The following is an 18,288-nucleotide window of genomic DNA, read 5'->3' on the forward strand; positions in this document are numbered from 1 at the left end:
CAGTTAAATAATTTGACTGACAGGTATCTACGTCTGTTAGATGATATATTACAGTTTGTCGGTCGATTTAACGTAGTTTATATATTATACAGCTTCCCTGAAAATATGTATATCTAATTATTAGTGTAGCTAAATAAATATTTAGACATGAGCAGGCTTGCCAGCAAAGAGGTATCATAATGCACTTCCAAGCTGACTCTAATAGGCAGATCCGTCTTGGCTTACTAGTACCAGCAGGTAACACCACGTTTGAGCCTGACTTTCACGCTGCTTTTTCCAGTCAAGTAAATATTCATAGCCATCGTGTGATTGCTCAACGCTCACACGCATCTGAGAGCTATGAATCAATAGATGACATTAATGAAGAAGCTGTTAAGGAAGTAGAAAAATTAGCTAGAGCTAGAGTAAATTTTGGAGCATACGGCTTCACAACAGCAACATTTTACCGAGGGCGAGTTTTTGCCGAACAATTACAACAACGGTTAACACAGGCGCTAGTAGTCTGCCAAGGAAACTTTGCATGGTGATAGGCTGAGGAAGCTGGAGAGGCTGGGGGAGAAAAAGCATTATTGAAAAAGAATTCTTTCTCCCCCTGCTCCCCCTGCTGCACCTCTCCCCCTGCTTTGCCTACACGGCAAAATTGGGTTGGTGAACTACTAGGAGTACCCGTTGTGATTCCAGCTTTAGCTTTATTAGAAGCATTAGAACATCTTAAGGCCAAGAAAATTTCTGTAGTCACCCCTTATCCAGAATGGAACAACCAAACGCTAAAAACGTTTTTGCATGAAACACCTTTTGAAATAATTACGTTTAAAGGTGATGAACGCCCAAAAGAAGTAGCGAAACAGAATTACCTATGGCATCAGTCGCCGGATGAAGCCGCAGCTTTTATCAAAGAGGTATCTCACAAAGGTGCAGATGTTATTGTGTTGCCCTGTACAGCATGGAGAACATTTGAAGTAATAGAAGAATTAGAGGCGAATTTAAATATTCCTGTAGTTACAGCAAACCAAGCCACAATATGGAGTTTAGCAAAACGTGCTTCTATTGAATCTGCACTTCATCCCAGAGGAAAACTGTTTGATATTTAGTCTCAGATAAACAACGAATGCGATCGCTTGCGAAATTAACCAATTCATTCCACGACCAAAGAGAATCTGTAACATTCATGTAACACAGTGCAACCCGATTCTTTGTTACGATGCTACTGATACCCCGTGTTCTGGAGTCTGTACCAAAATGCGAATTGAACCATACGACAAGAGTCAACTTGATGCCGTCATTCGTCTTTCGCTTCGGGCGTGGACTCCGGTTTTTGATTCGCTGCAAAAAGCGATGGATTTTGAAGTGTATCGTTCATTTTATCCCGACGGTTGGCAAGTAAACCAGCAAAAGGCTGTCGAAGAAGTCTGTAGGGCGGCAGATACAAAGGTGTGGGTTGCTAACGACTCTGGTTCAACAGTGGGCTTTGTAGCCGTGAAACTACACTTAGAGAGCAGCATGGGAGAAATATACATGGTTGCTGTCGATCCAGACTATCAACAGCGAGGCATTGGTACTACTTTAGTGGAATTCGCTCTTGATTTTATGAAAGTTGCAGGGATGTCTGTTGCTATGGTCGAGACTGGAGGCGATCCTGGTCACGCCCCAGCACGTTATACCTATGAAAAGGCGGGTTTCGGGCTGTTACCAATCGCCAGGTACTTCAAAAAGCTGTAGGCTTAGAACTATATCAGGTTAAGCTTAAAAGTTTTATTGCATTTAGGATAATCTGATTTGAAAAAGAGCGTAGACCGCAGAGCTTACCGCAGGCATCGCTTTGATAATTTAATTGTTTGCGACTTGTTTGGTTCCTAAGTGAATTAACTTCGCCATTTGGGGTAATTGTTGCACGAACAGCACTGAACCCACGATGCAAACAACACCACCCAAAATCAGCGTACTTGGAGCTGTCAAATAATGCGCTAGAGTTCCTGCCAACAAGTTACCGAAAGGAGCCATACCCATAAAGCACATTGCATAAAAGCTCATTACCCTACCTCGTTTGCTCTCCTCCACAATGAATTGCAGCACTGTATTACTAGCAGCTACCTGAAGTGTAGAACTCCAACCAACCAGCAGCAAAGCTAATTGAGATAACCAAAATATTTGAGATAGGGAAAAAAATATAAAACCAATTCCCATAATAGCCGGAGAAAAAGCAATCAGACGCTCTAAACCTGCTACCTTGTGACGAAAACTTAAATAAACACAGGCAAAAACTGAACCTGTTGCGGCGGCGGCTGTTAAAAAACCCAAGGTTTCTGAGCCTCCCCGCAGAACTTCGACTGCAAAGATGGGTAGAAGTGTTGTATAAGACATACCCACTAAACTAGCTACTGCTAGTAGTAGCAGGATAGAACGCACAGGCAGGAAGTAGTAGGCATATTGAAACCCTTCTGTCAACTTCTGCCAAGTATTACTTTTCTGTATTTCTACTGTTTTGGGTGTAATCTGCATTGCAGAGATTGCCCAAATAGCCACAATATAGCTGAGACTATCGTAAAGAAAACAGAATCCTGCACCAAACCGAGCGATCAAAATTCCCCCAAGAGTCGGGCCTATCAGACGTGCGGTATGGAGAAAGGCTGCATTCAGAGCGATGCCTGCGGCGGGCTACGCCAACGCATTTCCCATCAAGTCACGGCTGACCATATCGCTCACAAATGCTTGGCGTACAGGGACATCTAAGCCCTTCAAAAAACCTAATAACGCACTGAAAATCAGCAATGTCCAAAAATTAGCCCAACCCAGAAAAGTGATGACTGTCAGAGTGACAGATAAAAAAATACCCCCAAACTGAAGTAGCAGCAACAGTTGATGACGATTGTAGCGATCGGCTAAAATGCCTGAAATTGGAGCAAGTAAAAATACTGGCAATTGTCCAAAAAACCCTGCCAACCCCAACATTAAAGCTGAATCAGTTAATCTATAAATTAGCCATAAAATAGCTACTTGTGTCATGAAATTGCCCGTCATCGACAAAGCTTGTCCACCAAAGTAGAGGCGATAATTACGTGATCTCAAAGCAGGTAGATCAAGATTCAAATTGAATCTAAATTTAGGTAATAATTTCATGAACAAGCTCTAAAACTTCTCTGAAAAATTTGAGAATGGGCCATGGGGTAATTTGTAATTGAGAAATTACTAAGTAGGCAATCAAGTTTAAATTCATGTGTAGATAAGTTTGTAGTAAGGGCTTCAGCCCTTACTACAAACCATCAATCAAATCTCCAAAATTACACTGTCACTAATTCCCGATTTGCAACTACCGACTCAGGTTTGACCCAAATCTTATCTAACCCACCACTCAATAGGCGATATTGTTGATTGGTGTCTTGTTGTGGGTAATCCATGCGCTTGTGCATTCCTCTGGTTTCCTGACGTTGCAAACCACTGTTGTACATCCAACGCGCAGTAGCAACCATCGCCGCCGCTTCGCGCGATCGCACAATTTGGCTATCATCTAGTGTGTGGCTATGGCGGATTTCCCGCCAGAGGTTATCTAGTCTTTCTAAAGATGCGCTTAACCCTGTAGCACTGCGGAAGAGGTTGCGATCGTAGGGGAAAACTTCAGCTTGAGTTGTGGCGATCGCTTCATCCGGTGAGAATTTATTATGACCTTCACCATGCAATCCCGCTTCCCCTACACCCTGTAGACTGCGTTTGCTAGCGTATTCCCCCAAACTCAAGGCATAGTTAGCAGCAGATTGTCCAGACCAATAACCAGAAGACATTGCCCAAGCTGCATTATGACTACCTCCGCCTGTGAAACCACCACAAATTAACTCTCTGGTAGCCGCATCTCCCGCCGCATAAAGTCCATTCACTGAGGTAGCGCAGGTGTAGTCTGCAATCCGAATACCACCAGTACCGCGTACAGTTCCTTCTAAACGTAGAGTTACAGGGAATCGCTGCGTGAAGGGGTCAATCCCAGCGCGATCAAAAGTAACAAAGAAGTTAGGCTGAGATGATCGCATCCAAGCTTTTGTTTGCTCATCCATATTTTGATCAAGACGGGCATACACTGGCTGAGTCAGCAAAGTTTTAGCAATTACCGAGCGACCACGCTTAGAACCTGCACCCTCAATTACAGTGCCATCTTCATAAGTAAAAGAAGCCCAATCGTAATAACGAGTCTTAGTCACAGAAGAAAAAGCCGGAGAAATTGCATAAGCATTAGAAAATTCCATCCCAGAGAAGTCAGCACCAGCCTCGGCTGCCATCAATAAACCATCCCCAGTCAGGACATTACAACCAAGAGCTTTACTCAAGAAAGCACAGCCACCTGTAGCAATTACAACCGCCCCGGCTCTGACTGTCCAACGTTCCCCAGATTGACGATTGATACCCTTAGCCCCAGCCACAGAGCCTTCTGCATCCACAAGCAACTCTAAAGCTGGGCTGTGGTCTAAAATTTTTACACCTGCTTGCTTAATTTTTCTCCGCATAAACCGCATATAATCCGGGCCTTGCAAGGAACGACGGATAACTTTGCCATCAGCATCCACACTGAAAGGATAGCCCTCATCAGCCAGGAAATTAATGTTGTCGTAGGTGCGATCTAATACCCTAGTCATCCAATGACGATCTGCTAGAAAACCTCCCATCGCTTCCCGACTCGCCATTGCTGCTTCTCGTTGTTCTGGATCTGGTGGAACATACCACACACCATTCCCAGAAGCGGCGGCTGCTCCACTAGTACCGCAGTAACCCTTGTCTACTAAAACGACTTTTGCCCCACTAGTTGCGGCACTCCAAGCAGCCCAAGTACCGGATGGGCCACCACCGATAATTAATACATCGGTCACTAAATCTAGATTAGAAGCATCTTGACTGATATTCATGAAATTGACTCCTTATGTAAGAAAGGAGAAGAGTAAAACTTCCCCAAGAATGCGAGAGTAGCTTTTACAAAAACTTTTAGGGATTGGGAATTTGCCAATCCTTGATATCAAAATCAGATTTCAACAATTTCTGCTCGGCTAAAAACTGCTTTGTTGAATTTAAGAGTTTCAATCCTTCCGGTGTAAAAGGTTCAGTGGGATAAAGGTCTAGTGGATAGGATTCTTTAGCGATCGCCAACAGCACATTCCCACTTGCCTGAGCCGCAAACTGGTAGAATGCCTCTGGATTTGCCTTAATTTCCTGCAATGCTTGTCGTCTCATCTGATTCCACTTTTGTGGTAGTTCTGGGTGTCGAGAGAGGAAATTTTCCGTCACCACACTTACCCCTGTTCCAACTAACCCCTGATGATCTTTGGCTTGATTGATTGCTGAAAATCCTTGATAAACTAATGTTGGCCCAGCTCCCATAGCAAATGGATAAGCTGAAATATCTCCCCTCTCTAATGCTGGTTTTGCATCGGCAGCAGGAATCTGTACTACCTTCACATCCTTGGTCAGTCCCTCTTTTTCCAGCAAACCCATCAGATAGCGATGAGGATAAGTGCCTTTAGCAACTCCTATTTTTGTACCTTTAAGTTGTGCAACTGAGCGTACACCGTTTTTATTAGTAATTAACCAAGCATTCTGACCAACTCTTGTCTGATTAATCAATCGAGTAGGAAGACCAACTGCTCTACCAACTAAAGCTGGCGTATCTCCATACAAACCCATATCTAATTGACCACTAACTAGAGCTTCGTTAAGTGCCGGGCCTCCGACAAAGGGAATAAGCTTCACTTCAGTCACACCCAGACTTTTGAGCGCAGGTGTCAATGTCCCTTTTTGCAACGCCCAGCCCTCCGGGCCAATAGGTAACTTACTTTCGGAACTGGTAAAGCCAACTCGTAAAACTAGAGTTTTCGCCTCTCCCGAATTTCCTCCAGTATTGGATGAAGCTACTGCTAAGTTATTAGACTGGCTTGGTTGAGAAGTACAACTAGCAAGACCGGATAAAAGCACAATAGTTGTCACAGAAGCCAAAAAACGATGTCGAAAACTACGCTCAAGTGCATGGGTACTCATAGACTGAAACTAAGAAACTTCTCAATTACGAATTAGTTTGCGGCGTTCCCTAAGGAAGAATTCTGCCTTGAGCATCTGTAGGCAAATTACTGCTACTTTGCATAACTGGATAATAGTAAGCAGACTTCTCATTTTTTGCCGCCGATGTGCGCCCTTTACCCCAGCCGACATTTTTCCGATAACTGCCAAGTAACCCAACTGCTATCAAAGTCTCCTCATCCACCGGTACTGATTCATCAGCGTTGGGATCAACATACAGTGCATCTACAGGGCAATAAAGTTCGCACATATAACAAGTTTGACAATCGCTCTGGCGGGCAATTTTAGGCGCACTTCCTGGTACTGCATCGAACACATTAGTAGGACAAGCAGTGACGCAAAGATTACATTTAATACAGCGAGATTCACTGACTAATTCAATCACAGTGTTACTAACTCCCTCTTGACGACTTCTTTTTCAGGCTTTGCCCAAACTGTATCTAATCCGCCACTAATTAACCGATATTGCTGGTTAGGCTTTTGCTGGGGATAATCCTGGTGCTTGTGCATTCCACGAGTTTCTTTTCTAGCTTGTGCTGAAGTATACATCCATCTGGCAGTGGCAACCATTGCCGCCGCTTCTCTGGCTGGTAATGCTTGGCTATTAGAGGGGGCAGCACTATGGCGGATTTCTCGCCACAAACTATGCAATCTTTCTAAAGAATTGCTCAAGCCTCGTTCAGTGCGAAAGAGATTGCGATTGTAAGGTAATACTTCGGCTTGGGTAGCTTGGATAACTTCTTGAAGGTTAAAAGTATGACTACTTTCAGAACTAACTGCTGCCTGTCCAATTGAATCCACTAGTCGTTGATTGGCCTTGTCTCCCAATTGACAAGCATATTCAGCCGCCGCTTGTCCTGACCAATAGCCAGAAGACATTGCCCAAGCAGCGTTGTAACTTCCACCACCTGTAAAGCCACCACAAATTAATTCCCGTGTGGCTGCATCTCCAGCTGCATAGAGTCCGGGTACTGAGGTAGCACAAGAATTATCTATAATCCGAATACCACCAGTACCTCGGACTGTACCTTCCAAACGCAAAGTGACTGGAAAGCGTTGGCTGAAAGGGTCGATTCCTCGCCGATCAAATGGCAAAAAGAAATTGTGCTGGATGGTTCGCATCCAAGTCCTTACTTCTTCTGGAGTTTCGTGTAGGCTACAGTATACAGGCTGAGTCAGCAATGTCTTAGCAATTACAGAGCGTCCCCGTTGAGAACCAGCACCTTCAATTACTGTGCCATCTTCATAAGTAAATGTTGCCCAACGATAGAAAGCTCCTTTAGTTACAGAAGCAAAAGCAGGAGTGAGAGCATAGGAATTAGAGAATTCCATCCCAGACATTTGTGCACCAGCTTCAGCTGCCATTAAATAACCATCTCCGGTGAGGACGTTGCAACCGAGGGCTTTACTTAAAAAAGCACAACCACCAGTAGCGATAACTACTGCTTTGGCTCGTACTGTCCAGCGTCCACCCGCTTGACGACGTATTCCTTTTGCTCCGGACACTGCTCCTTCTTGATCTACTAGCAATTCCAGAGCAGGACTATGGTCAAGAATCTGCACTCCAGCTTTCTTGACTTGCTTACGCATCAGACGCATATATTCTGCGCCTTGCTGGAGAGAACGATAGTAAGGTTGTCCTTGTTGGTCAGAGGGAAAAGGATAACCCCAGTTACCTAACTCATACAGATTTGCATGAGTCTGATCTAGAACTCGCTCCATCCAAGAACGCTCGGCTAAAAACCCTCCTAGAGCTTCCCGACTGGCCATAGCGGTTTCTCGTTGGTCGGGGTTTGCTACATACCACACACTGGTTCCGCCAGACGCAGTTGCTCCACTAGAACCACAGTAGCCTTTATCTACCAAAATAACCTGGACTCCAACAGCCGCCGCATTGTAAGCCGCCCAAGCACCAGCCGGGCCACCTCCAATAACTAAAACATCGGCTTCTAAATCTATATCAGAGCCATTGTTAGATGATTGCTCAGACACTAATTGACTTGCGCTCACTAGCTCTCACTCCTTCATAGACAGCAATATTTTTAAAACCACAGACATGACTAGTAGAATTCATCTGTGCATAATTTTTAGAAGACCTGAAAGACTTATTTGTAAAGTAATACAGACGTTTTGCAATAAAATACTAATTATCGACCGACTTGACGGTGATTAGTTTAGCAGTATTGCACGGTGCTAGATAAAATTCAAGCCTTTCGCTATTAAAATATATGATTATCTAAATTTATTAGTCACAAATAGTTAGGATTGCTAAATAATGTCTAACGTAGTCTACGTTCGTTGAAAGTAGGAGTGAGACATGGGAAATATGGGCTAATAAAGCGATTTGATACTTTGTATTTTGTAGAAAAGGTGTAATCTAACAAGAACTGAAATATCAGGAGAGATAAAACAAATAGCAACCACAGCATTGATTGTGGAGGCTGGTAGTGGACTTAGCGCATCACTAGCCCGTTTGTTTGCAAAAGAAGGTTTTGCTGTAGCTTTAGTAGCAAGAAAAATTGATAAGCTCAGTGTATTCGCTGATGAGATTGGAGCCTTCAATTTTGCGGCTGATGCTTCTCAACCAGACGAAGTTGAACAACTATTCCAAAATGTCGAACAAAAACTAGGTGTACCAACTGTAGTTGTATATAATCCCAGTTGGCGAGTTCGGGGTTCGCTAGTTGAACTCGATCCAGTTGACGTTGCCAAAACACTAGAAATCACTGCCTATAGTGGTTTTTTGGTAGCACAAGCAGCCGCAAAACGTCAGTTAGCTGTGGGTGGGGAAGCAATTTTCTTTACAGGTGCTTTCGCTAGTGTGAAGGGTTATCCTCGTTCTGCACCGTTTGCGATGGGTAAATTTGCTTTGCGGGGTTTAGCACAAAGTATTGCGCGTGAACTGGCTCCGCAGAATATCCATGTGGCGCATTTTGTGATTGATGGGGCGATTCGTTCTGCTACTCGTATTGAGCCAGAAGATCAACCAGATAGCTAGAATTAGGTAATTAAAATTGAGCTTTAGAGCGAGTTTCACGAACAAATTGGAGGCATTCTTCTAAATCGTCGCCTTGCCATGTTCCTGCAAACTTCAATAAATCTACGGTTTTACTTCCTCGTTTAATCGGAGCTAATCGATGGAGTGAGCGATCACTTTTATTCGTTTTAATTGCCATCTAAACTATGAAGATACTGTTCTATAACTGGTCTATCTGGTGGACTCAAATCTTGTGGTAGTTCATTCAAATCAAAGAAACATACCTGATTAGCTTCTTCTTGATCTGCTTTGAGTTCACCTCTAAACTGCCGTGATATGTAGACAGCTACTACATTAACTACAATATCCCCATTAGGACACTCATAAATAAGTTCATGTCCTGAAAACAAACCGAACCAATCTAGCTTACCTAATTCTAAACCTGTTTCTTCAAGGGCTTCTCGCCTAGCAGTTTCCTCCACAGACTCGCCAACCTCCATGCTTCCACCAATCAACCCCCACTGCTGATTATCCTTGCGGTGTTGGAGCAATAGACGATTTTGTTGATCCATAAATAATACAGCAGATCCGGGAATAATTAAGGGGCGATTCCCTACTAGCGATCGCAATTCCTGAACATAGCCCATTTTTTAATCCCTACTTTATTGATATACAAAATGTAACTCATTCGATTCTGTTCACCGACGGCATATTAAGTAGTTACACACTCTATTCTCCTATTAGCAACAAAAACCAGTTAAGGGATGAGACTTGATTTATCTAAATACTTGTGATAGTCTGCCTTCATCCTAAACTACAGTTAATTGATAAACTAACCGTAGTTTGTAACTACATAGTGTGCATCAAACGGGAATCAGCCCTTATGCCAGAAGATTGGTATGAATGGCACGACCTCTACAACACTGAGCCAACGTTGCAGCAGCGTCTAGAAATCGTGCGAGAATATATTGCTTATAGCTTGAATGCTTCCCTAAATGGAGCTATCAGAGTGGTGAGTGTTTGCGCGGGTGATGGGCGAGATTTACTAGGAACTTTAAAAAATCACCCCCGTGCGAAGGATGTTTCTGCACGACTGGTTGAAATAAATTCAAATTTAGTTGAGCGTGGACGAGCAACTATAGAATCATTAGGTTTAGCCAAGCAAATTGAGTTTATTAATGGTGATGCAACTCTTGCTACTAACTACGTAGGCGCAGTACCAGCAGATATTGCGATCGTGTGTGGTGTCTTTGGCAATTTGGCTGATGAAGGAGAACTCAATCGTTTACTAGATAACTTGAGTTTTCTGAGTAAACCAGGTGCTTTTGTCATCTGGACTCGCGGACACTCTAACGGTATTCCCTACTCTGATAATGTGCGGAAAATTTTGAGTGCCTCTGGATTTGAGGAAGTGAATTTTAAACTTACGGCTACAGGAAATATGGGTGTAGGTATTCATCGATACCTTGGTGAAAATTTACCTCAACCCAAAGAGCAACAGTTATTTGTGTTTTCTGGCATTCCTAGTAAAGCGAGGTAAATAAATGTCTATTCAAAACACAGTATCGAGTTGGGAAGAAGTTTTAGAGACTGCTAGAAAAAATACCTCGGCGCGTCGGGTAAAGAGGCCGGGACAGTCTCCCTCTACTGCACCTATCCCCAGCAGTTTACAGAAACTTCCTCCAGATATAGAACCGCCAGTCTTGCTTTATCGAGATACTAATTCTTGGTGTCCTTTTTGTGAGCGAGTTTGGTTTGCTCTGGAAGAAAAGGAAATTCCTTTTGCAACGGAGTTTATTGATTTAAGTAATAAACCCAAATGGTACACTGACCTAGTTCCTACAACCCTTGTCCCGGCTGCCAAAATTGAGGGGAATTTGGTATATGAATCTAAAGATATTCTCTTGGCTTTAGAAGAAAGATTTCCACATCCAGCATTATTGCCGGAAAATCCACAGGAAAACGCTGTTGCTAGACAGTTAGTTGAAGAAGCTGAAACTAGCGGTTTTAGAGAGATTGCGTACAAATTCCTCAGAGAAGCCCCTGTAGATGCTGATGAGTTAGCTAACTTACAAGCAGCATTTGAGGCGAATTTAGATGAACTTGAGCAAGCTTTGGCTAAATATCCCAGTCCCTACTTTGTCAGTACGTTTAGCTTAGTAGACATTATGTATAGCCCTCATCTAGATAGATTGGCGGCTAATTTACCTGTGTATAGGGGATATCACCTCAAAGGAAATCCTCGCTTTCCTCGCATTAATGCTTGGTTTGACGCACTTAATCAGCGTCCTGCTTATCACAGGGTGAAGTCGGATAATATCACCAATAATTTACTGTTGCGTCGCAGATGGGGTGTAGAACCAATTGGAAATCCTTTACCTCTGGATGTGGCAGATAGTGAGAAGATTCAATATCGCGCCGAAGCAGCTGAGAGATTGAGCGATAATCAAGAAGTTGCGATCGCAGATATTATCAAAAACTCTGGAGTCCAAGCAATAGCCGCAGATGGTGATTTGACCACAGTTAAGGATGCTGTTGATTTTCACCTGCGACAACTAGCTGATTATTTAATTAATGGTAATGGTGCAACTTTACCGGGTGGTCGGACTGGTGGTAAAAATAGCAGTGTTGATCCTGTCTTCGCTGCTGTGGGGGCGATCGCTTTCGCATATTTGAGAAATCGCATCTGCGCTCCCCGTGACATGAGTGCTGGTGCAGCAACGGCGTTTCGGGCTGCGATCGATAAATTGTTGGCTTCTGTTTATTGATTGTGGGGGTTGAAAGAACGTAGACGCAATAGCGGCTTCCCGCAGGATACTACAGAGGCGCAGCGAAAAGTCGGAGCGGAGGAAACCTCCGATGGTCTGTATCACTGCCGAGAGGCGCAAAGCCTTGCGCCTCTCCCTTGTGTCCAAAGGACACAAGGCAACCGTTCTGAAAGAACGGTTGGGCAGTAAGACCCGCATAGCGATCTGAACTTTTCAAGACAGAGGACACAGAGTTAGAGAAAAGGAGAAGATTTTCATAGCACTTTTTGACGTAGTTCTGGAAATACTTTGAAGACTTTATTCAAAAGATAATCGCCATAAGTCCCGCGAAATTCGTGAACACTGGTTTTATCCCAGCGATCGCTTTTATCATCATTCACTACTACGTTGTTTAGTTCAATGGGTTTGATTTCAACGTTGAAGTTGGGATCAAAGAAGAAGGGAAATGACAGGCGATTACTTGTTGATAGGTTCTGAACACGATGGGGTGTTGAGCGATACAGTCCTCGTGTCATGCGATCGAGCATATCCCCAATTTTGCATACAAAAGAGCCAGGAATAGGAGGCGCATCTATCCAACCAGACTTTGATTTAACTTGTAATCCACCGACACTATCTTGTTTGAGTATAGTTAATACTCCATAATCTGTGTGTTCGCCAACGCCCCATTTAGATTCAGATAATGATGAATTAGGAGGGTAATTGAAAATCCGAAATAATATCAATGGATCTTTTGTATAATGGTCTGCAAAATAGGACTTTTCTAACCCCAAACTCAGAGCAATACCAGCCATTACAGTGTGTCCGAGTTTGGTCATTGAGTCTATATAATCTAGCACTGTTTCCCTAAAATGGGGAATGTTGGATGGAAAAAGATTGCACCCGTGCATTGGTATACTAGCTTTCACAAGTGGGTGGTCTTCTTCTAGTTCTGCACCTAAGTAAATACCTTCTTTTAAGTCAGGTTTACCTGATGTCAACTCGTTACCAATGGGGAAATATCCTTGCCATGCTCTACCACTAAGAGCCATACGAATCTTCAGTTTGGTTTCTATATCCTGCGCGAAAAACTGTTGACTGAGATGTTCTAACTGCTTTTGTAGTTGTTCATCAACTTCATGTCCAACGATATAGAAGAAACCGTAATCATGGAGAGCTTGTCTAATTTGGTCTGCAACTAGATAATAATCCTGTGGTGTTGCGGCAGCAGAGTGGCTAGTTTGGGAAACCAACATACTAATATCAATTACGGGAACTTGTGAAAACTCTTTGTCTACGACTTGTAATATTGTCATATTCCGGTTTTCCTAGTTGTGCGTGAACTAATAACTAAGCTACACAAAAATTATATCGATAACTATAATGTTGAATATAGCGATCGCCAGCCTTAGTCAAGTATTTAGACAAAGTATTTTGAGTATAAATGTAAATTTTATTTGCAACTCCGGTAACTTGGTAGGAATATTGCAGTATTGTCTAAATCATTCTCATTCTTTATGTGAAAAAATAATTTATTGAGCAAGTAATAATTATTGCTTAATATCAATTGCGTAAAAATCTTGTCAATTTAAGAGCAAATATAATCCATCGATATGAGAAATAATCAATTAGGTAATAGTGACCTACAAGTTTCCGAAATTTGCCTTGGCACTATGACTTATGGGCAGCAAAATACTATTGAGGAAGCCCATCAGCAGCTAGATTATGCGATTAAACAGGGAATTAACTTCATTGATGCGGCTGAGATGTACCCAGTACCAACCAGTGCTGAAACCTATGGCTTAACCGAAACTTACATTGGAGAATGGTTAAAACATCAGCAGCGAGATCAACTAATACTTGCTACTAAAATTGCAGGGCCAGGTCGCGGCTTTAAATGGGTACGTGGTGGAGCTAAAGCCATTGATCGGGATAATATCAAACAAGCTGTAGATGATAGTCTGAAAAGATTGCAGACAGACTATATTGATTTATATCAAATCCATTGGCCGGATCGTTATGTACCACGGTTTGGACAAACAGTTTTCGACCCCTATCAGGTAGGGGAAACTGTTCCCATCAGTGAACAATTGGAAGTTTTTAGTGATATTATCAATGCAGGTAAGATTCGCTACATCGGCTTAAGTAATGAAACCCCTTGGGGTGTTGCACAATTTAGTCACGCAGCTAAACAATTAAGATTACCTAAAGTCGTCTCGATTCAAAATGCCTACAATTTACTCAATCGAGTTTTTGATGGCGCACTTGCAGAAGCAGTTTATTACGAAAACATTCCTTTACTAGCTTATAGTCCTTTGGGATTTGGCTCTTTAACTGGTAAATACCTTAACGATAAACCAGAAAAAGCAAGAGTTACTTTGTTTGAAAACTTTGGTCAGCGATATTTAAAACCAAATGTTAGCAAAGCAGTAGCAGCTTATGTAGAAATAGCCAAACGCTATCAATTAAGTCCTGCACAATTAGCGATCGCATTCGTGCGGAGTCGCTGGTTTGTTGCTAGTACGATTATTGGTGCTACTACACTAGAACAACTTAAAGAGAATATAGAAAGCATCAATGTAGTTCTTGATAAAGATATCTTGGCTGAATTGGATTCAGTTCATAGTCAATATCCGAATCCAGCACCATAAGAGTGCTGAGTGCTGAGTAATCAGTCAAGAGTCATTAGTCATTAGTCATTGGTGATTGGTCATTAGTCATTGTTCAATTGTAATTTTTCTTCCCCTGCCCCTCTGCTTTTTAAGAGTCCCTAATCCTTTTAAAATTATGACGATCACAACAGCATTAGTTGACCAAAATACTATTCGTCGCCGTGGTACTGGTTTAAGAGCTTATAATCCTGACAAGGTATTCAAGGGATATACACTTTTTACCCCACTTACAGGTCATGGAGAAGTATATCTTCTGAATCTAGAAGGAGAAGTAGTACATCAATGGAATCTGCCATATTCACCGGGTTTATATGGTTATCTTTTACCCAATGGCAACCTTTTTTATAATGGTAAGACGCTAGATATTCCGCCACATTTTCCTTTGTGGGCTGCCTTTAAAGGTGGCGTTGTCTTAGAAGCAGATCCCAAGGGAAATATTATTTGGGAGTATAAACATCCAAATCATCATCACGACGGACGCAGATTACGCAACGGCAACACGATTTTATTAGCTATTGAAAAGATACCTCAGTCTTTAATTCCCCGCATCAAAGGCGGTGTACCGGGAACGGAAGCAGACGGTGATATCTATGCTGATGTACTTTATGAAGTTACTCCTGCGGGTGAAATTGTCTGGACTTGGCACGCACACGAACACCTAGACCCAGATATTTTTACCATCACTCCCCAAGATCAAAGACACGAATGGACTCATGGCAATACTGTAGGTGAACTCGCTGACGGCAACATTATCGTGAGCTTTCGTAACATATCTACCGTCGCAATTATTGATCGCCAAACAGGAGAGATTATCTGGACACTTGGAGATGACGTATTAGCACAGCAGCATTTTCCTAACGAATTAGCTAACGGCAACATCCTAATTTTTGACAATGGCGCACATCGTCGTCACACTGCTCTCAATTTCTCTCGTGTAATTGAAGTAAACCGCCAAACTAAAGAGATAGTCTGGGAGTACGCCGACAATCCACCGCAAAATTTCTTCAGTTCATATATATCAGGCGCACAGCGTCTACCAAACGGCAACACTTTAATTACAGAAGGTGCTTATGGTCGCATATTTGAAGTGACTCTTACAAAAGAGATTGTTTGGGAATATATCAATCCCCACTTTGCGGCTCGGAATCTTCCTGGTGAGAAGTCAGCAGTGGCTCGTGGAGAGCAAAACTCAGTCTTTCGCGCCTTTCGTTATGCACCTGAAGAAGTGCCTTGGCTTTAGTTAAATTTTAGATTTTGCGAAAAGTTGAGCCAGTGCGTTGGACAGGTTCCCCGGCTTAAAGCAACTGGCGTTGTAAGGAGGGAAACCCTGCGTAGCAAACTTTTCAAGCTAGATTTGGGATTGAATCAATTTCCAAAGTTAACAAACAAGTCTTATTCACACAGGAATATCAACATGGCTGAAATTAAGATATACAGTGCGGTAGTTTGTCCTTATGCTCACCGTTCGCGCTTGGTGCTTCAAGAAAAAGGCATCGACTTTGACTTGATTGAGATTAATTTGCAGAACAAGCCAGAGGGATTTACAGATATTTCTCCATACGGAAAAGTGCCTGCCATTACACATGGTGATCAACGAGTTTGGGAATCGGCAGTGATTAACGAATATCTGAATGAGGTATTTCCTAATCCACCTCTTTTACCCAGTAGTCCCATTGCTAAAGCCCAAGCTCGCATCTGGATTGATTTTGCTAATACTCGATTTGTTCCGGCTTTTTCTGCTTTGTTGCGTAGTCCCGATATTCAACAGCAAGAAGCAGCCAAACAGGAACTATACAAACATCTAGAATTTATCGAAAAAGAAGCTTTTGGGAAATTATCAAATGACGGCCCCTACTGGTTTGGTGAATCTATTAGTCTGGTTGATTTCACCTTTTATCCTTGGTTTGAGCGTTTGCCTGCACTGAAGCACTATCGAGGCTTTGGGATACCAGAGGAATTTACTCTTCTACGTCGATGGAAAAAGGCTTTAAAACAACGTGATTCTGTGGTGGCGATCGCTAATAGTAAGGAGTTCTACATAGAGCAATATGCTAGATTTGCTACTCCTGTTGCTGCCTAGCACTGCTTTTTGGTAGTCAAAATAATTTTATCTTTCCTTAAGTTTTCGTCGCTCAAAAAAAGATTTTGAGCGGCGAAAAACTAAAGATACTGGGGAAAGTATGAATTAGGTATAATGACAAGTCTGTTATAAATTAGGCAACTTAATCCTGGGAGAAATCAGCTAGATAGTAGTGAATCTTCTGTCACCAAGCTTGATCTGCGGAAATAGGAAGCAGAATTGAGTTCCATTGCGTTGCAATGTTGAGCGCACTTGCGGCAAATAGCGGCACAAAGCATCATTGTGGCATCGCTGCTCATTTGTTCACAAGCTATGGCGGTGCGATCGCAAATTTGGGCGGACAAACTACAGGTGTTTCCCATAAACTCAGAACCGTCATTAATCATGTTGACGCACATCATGCACATTTCCGCACAGTCCCGCAACATGGACATCATAGCCATATCTATATATCTACCACCCTGACTATTGCAGTATTTGAGGGTATCAATGCAAGTAGTTTGGCATTCAATACAGATTTGTTTGCAAGCTTCCATTTCAGTCAGTACAGATTCGGTTCTCATCATAGAAATAGTCTCCTGTTGTCGCCGTTAGTGGTGTGGCTGATTTAATTAGCAAGATAAAACTTTCTTTTTGAGAAATCAATAGATTCTGGAGTGCTAGCAATTTGAAGGCCACTATACCTATATACTTGATGTAAATTAAGCGGCTTTTCATCTTTAATTAGAAGCTAATTGGCTAAAATCCTTATCTACTAAGGACTAAGACTCTTCTATTAGTTATAGCGATTACTCAATTGAAGTCAGCTATCCCTTAATATCCAGAATTGACTGCTGGTTTGTTTGATTTGTCCGCCTACTAAATCGAAAAACAGTTGAGAGATAATACCACTTTTATTATTCTAGATTAGAAACCGTCAAAAGCTTTATCTAGTAGAGATTATAGCTATATCCACCATTGAAAAAACTCATTAGCTGAAAAAATGCTATGAGTACATTTTCTTATATTTGAGCAATATCAAATTTTCATGACTTTGTTAAACCATAGTTCATCATATCGTGGTGGCTTTAGGAATCCGAAGGGCATTCTGACTGAACCTAATTGAATTAAGAGTGTTGCTGAATTGAATACGAAACTGAAAAATTAACTCTTCTCAACTCTTACTCTCTGCGACTCTGTTTTGAAAAGTTATGTTCGCCCTACAGCCCTTCTCCTAAAGGAAACGCTACGCGAACGGGCAGCGTTGGCGTAAAGCCCTTCGGGCATAGCTTCGCTTACCGCGCAGCGTGTCGTAGACAAGCCATCGCACCCTACGGGATCTTGCTACATACTTTTCGCTGCGCCTCTGTCTTGGAAAGTTCTGTTCGCCGGAAGCCGGCGCTCAGACTTTCCGCTGCGTGAACCAAATTCATATTTTCACTCAGCAACGCCGAATTTTTTACAAAATGTACTTGCCTTTTACAGTTAACCATGCAACACTGCTATATTATAAGGAAAGTACTAAATCCCTACCGACTTACAGTAGTTAATTTAAACTGATCTTGCTACTACCAAGGTAGTTATTTTGTAAAAGTGCTTGCCAGGTAAGGCTTTAATATTAAGCAGACTCAACAGAACTTAAGGAGAAGCAATGTTAATTCAAAAATGTTGTTGTCCAGTTGACTGAAAAATCACTAGTTTAAACTCTTACTCTCTGCGCGAGACTAGCTCATAATTTCAATCAGCAATGCCAAGGATTGAATCTTGGGAATTGGGCGAACTATA

At 42.3% G+C, this 18,288-nt stretch carries 17 protein-coding genes and 1 pseudogene; 9 read left to right on the plus strand and 9 right to left on the minus strand.

Annotation, left to right across the window (positions count from 1 at the left end; translation table 11 throughout):
- The first annotated feature begins 179 nt into the window (after positions 1-179).
- From FNW02_RS28085 to FNW02_RS28095, 3 genes are all read left to right on the plus strand, one after another.
- Complete coding sequence (locus FNW02_RS28085; protein WP_191760758.1) at positions 180-527, plus strand: hypothetical protein; 348 nt, start codon at positions 180-182, stop codon at positions 525-527.
- A 42-nt stretch (positions 528-569) separates the two neighbouring features.
- The gene (locus FNW02_RS28090; protein ID WP_191760759.1) at positions 570-1,091 is read left to right on the plus strand and encodes an aspartate racemase/maleate isomerase family protein; all 522 of its coding nucleotides are present in this window, start codon (positions 570-572) and stop codon (positions 1,089-1,091) included.
- A gap of 148 nt (positions 1,092-1,239) precedes the next feature.
- Positions 1,240-1,719 (plus strand): GNAT family N-acetyltransferase, encoded by a 480-nt coding sequence (locus tag FNW02_RS28095; RefSeq protein ID WP_191760760.1) that lies wholly within the window; start codon positions 1,240-1,242, stop codon positions 1,717-1,719.
- Between the two features lie 108 nt (positions 1,720-1,827).
- Here FNW02_RS28095 and FNW02_RS40210 read toward each other — a convergent pair.
- The 5 genes and pseudogenes from FNW02_RS40210 to FNW02_RS28120 form a co-directional block, all read right to left on the minus strand.
- Positions 1,828-3,117: pseudogene (locus FNW02_RS40210) on the minus strand (MFS transporter).
- Between the two features lie 161 nt (positions 3,118-3,278).
- Positions 3,279-4,886: an FAD-dependent oxidoreductase gene (locus tag FNW02_RS28105; RefSeq protein ID WP_191760761.1), complete on the minus strand. Its 1,608-nt coding sequence runs from the start codon at positions 4,884-4,886 to the stop codon at positions 3,279-3,281.
- A 76-nt stretch (positions 4,887-4,962) separates the two neighbouring features.
- Positions 4,963-6,009, minus strand: coding sequence for an ABC transporter substrate-binding protein (locus FNW02_RS28110; RefSeq protein ID WP_191760762.1), 1,047 nt, complete (start codon positions 6,007-6,009; stop codon positions 4,963-4,965).
- A gap of 49 nt (positions 6,010-6,058) precedes the next feature.
- Positions 6,059-6,433 carry a 4Fe-4S binding protein gene (locus FNW02_RS28115; protein ID WP_191760763.1) on the minus strand — a complete coding sequence of 125 codons (375 nt, stop codon included), beginning with the start codon at positions 6,431-6,433 and terminating at the stop codon, positions 6,059-6,061.
- Positions 6,430-8,058 (minus strand): FAD-dependent oxidoreductase, encoded by a 1,629-nt coding sequence (locus FNW02_RS28120; RefSeq protein WP_191760764.1) that lies wholly within the window; start codon positions 8,056-8,058, stop codon positions 6,430-6,432. The genes FNW02_RS28115 and FNW02_RS28120 overlap by 4 nt, the downstream gene beginning before the upstream one ends.
- A gap of 424 nt (positions 8,059-8,482) precedes the next feature.
- On the opposite strand from FNW02_RS28120, the gene FNW02_RS28125 reads away from it, so the two are divergent.
- Positions 8,483-9,046, plus strand: a complete 564-nt coding sequence (locus FNW02_RS28125; protein ID WP_348535459.1) for an SDR family oxidoreductase — start codon at positions 8,483-8,485, stop codon at positions 9,044-9,046.
- Positions 9,047-9,056: 10 nt separating this feature from the next.
- Here the strand turns inward: FNW02_RS28125 and FNW02_RS40215 are convergent, their stop codons facing one another.
- Together FNW02_RS40215 and FNW02_RS28135 are read right to left on the minus strand one after the other, a co-directional pair.
- Positions 9,057-9,224, minus strand: a complete 168-nt coding sequence (locus FNW02_RS40215) for a hypothetical protein (protein WP_191760792.1) — start codon at positions 9,222-9,224, stop codon at positions 9,057-9,059.
- Positions 9,214-9,672 carry an NUDIX hydrolase gene (locus FNW02_RS28135; protein ID WP_191760765.1) on the minus strand — a complete coding sequence of 153 codons (459 nt, stop codon included), beginning with the start codon at positions 9,670-9,672 and terminating at the stop codon, positions 9,214-9,216. Before FNW02_RS28135 ends, FNW02_RS40215 begins: the two co-directional genes overlap by 11 nt.
- Positions 9,673-9,908: 236 nt before the next feature.
- On the opposite strand from FNW02_RS28135, the gene FNW02_RS28140 reads away from it, so the two are divergent.
- Together FNW02_RS28140 and FNW02_RS28145 are read left to right on the plus strand one after the other, a co-directional pair.
- Entirely contained in the window at positions 9,909-10,565 is a 657-nt protein-coding gene (locus tag FNW02_RS28140; RefSeq protein WP_191760766.1) for a class I SAM-dependent methyltransferase family protein, read from the plus strand.
- Positions 10,566-10,569: 4 nt separating this feature from the next.
- Positions 10,570-11,793 carry a glutathione S-transferase family protein gene (locus FNW02_RS28145; protein ID WP_191760767.1) on the plus strand — a complete coding sequence of 408 codons (1,224 nt, stop codon included), beginning with the start codon at positions 10,570-10,572 and terminating at the stop codon, positions 11,791-11,793.
- A 254-nt stretch (positions 11,794-12,047) separates the two neighbouring features.
- Here the strand turns inward: FNW02_RS28145 and FNW02_RS28155 are convergent, their stop codons facing one another.
- Positions 12,048-13,088 (minus strand): isopenicillin N synthase family dioxygenase, encoded by a 1,041-nt coding sequence (locus tag FNW02_RS28155; protein WP_191760769.1) that lies wholly within the window; start codon positions 13,086-13,088, stop codon positions 12,048-12,050.
- A 297-nt stretch (positions 13,089-13,385) separates the two neighbouring features.
- Between FNW02_RS28155 and FNW02_RS28160 the strand changes: the two genes are divergently transcribed.
- From FNW02_RS28160 to FNW02_RS28170, 3 genes are all read left to right on the plus strand, one after another.
- Positions 13,386-14,423, plus strand: coding sequence for an NADP(H)-dependent aldo-keto reductase (locus FNW02_RS28160; RefSeq protein ID WP_191760770.1), 1,038 nt, complete (start codon positions 13,386-13,388; stop codon positions 14,421-14,423).
- 136 nt (positions 14,424-14,559) lie between these two features.
- Entirely contained in the window at positions 14,560-15,684 is a 1,125-nt protein-coding gene (locus FNW02_RS28165) for an aryl-sulfate sulfotransferase (RefSeq protein WP_191760771.1), read from the plus strand.
- A gap of 174 nt (positions 15,685-15,858) precedes the next feature.
- Positions 15,859-16,524, plus strand: coding sequence for a glutathione S-transferase family protein (locus FNW02_RS28170; RefSeq protein ID WP_191760772.1), 666 nt, complete (start codon positions 15,859-15,861; stop codon positions 16,522-16,524).
- A 158-nt stretch (positions 16,525-16,682) separates the two neighbouring features.
- On the opposite strand, the gene FNW02_RS28175 is transcribed toward FNW02_RS28170, so the two are convergent.
- Entirely contained in the window at positions 16,683-17,096 is a 414-nt protein-coding gene (locus FNW02_RS28175) for a four-helix bundle copper-binding protein (protein ID WP_191760788.1), read from the minus strand.
- Positions 17,097-18,288 lie beyond the last annotated feature (1,192 nt).

It is taken from the genome of Komarekiella delphini-convector SJRDD-AB1, from assembly GCF_014831675.1.
Taxonomy (GTDB): domain Bacteria; phylum Cyanobacteriota; class Cyanobacteriia; order Cyanobacteriales; family Nostocaceae; genus Komarekiella.

Coding starts and splice junctions, on each gene's coding strand:
- FNW02_RS28110 (WP_191760762.1), bottom strand. CDS start 6,009: ATGAGTACCCATGCACTTGAGCGTAGTTTTCGACATCGTTTTTTGGCT.
- FNW02_RS28160 (WP_191760770.1), top strand. CDS start 13,386: ATGAGAAATAATCAATTAGGTAATAGTGACCTACAAGTTTCCGAAATT.
- FNW02_RS28155 (WP_191760769.1), bottom strand. CDS start 13,088: ATGACAATATTACAAGTCGTAGACAAAGAGTTTTCACAAGTTCCCGTA.
- FNW02_RS28170 (WP_191760772.1), top strand. CDS start 15,859: ATGGCTGAAATTAAGATATACAGTGCGGTAGTTTGTCCTTATGCTCAC.
- FNW02_RS28145 (WP_191760767.1), top strand. CDS start 10,570: ATGTCTATTCAAAACACAGTATCGAGTTGGGAAGAAGTTTTAGAGACT.
- FNW02_RS28105 (WP_191760761.1), bottom strand. CDS start 4,886: ATGAATATCAGTCAAGATGCTTCTAATCTAGATTTAGTGACCGATGTA.
- FNW02_RS28165 (WP_191760771.1), top strand. CDS start 14,560: ATGACGATCACAACAGCATTAGTTGACCAAAATACTATTCGTCGCCGT.
- FNW02_RS40215 (WP_191760792.1), bottom strand. CDS start 9,224: ATGGCAATTAAAACGAATAAAAGTGATCGCTCACTCCATCGATTAGCT.
- FNW02_RS28135 (WP_191760765.1), bottom strand. CDS start 9,672: ATGGGCTATGTTCAGGAATTGCGATCGCTAGTAGGGAATCGCCCCTTA.
- FNW02_RS28140 (WP_191760766.1), top strand. CDS start 9,909: ATGCCAGAAGATTGGTATGAATGGCACGACCTCTACAACACTGAGCCA.
- FNW02_RS28085 (WP_191760758.1), top strand. CDS start 180: ATGCACTTCCAAGCTGACTCTAATAGGCAGATCCGTCTTGGCTTACTA.
- FNW02_RS28095 (WP_191760760.1), top strand. CDS start 1,240: ATGCGAATTGAACCATACGACAAGAGTCAACTTGATGCCGTCATTCGT.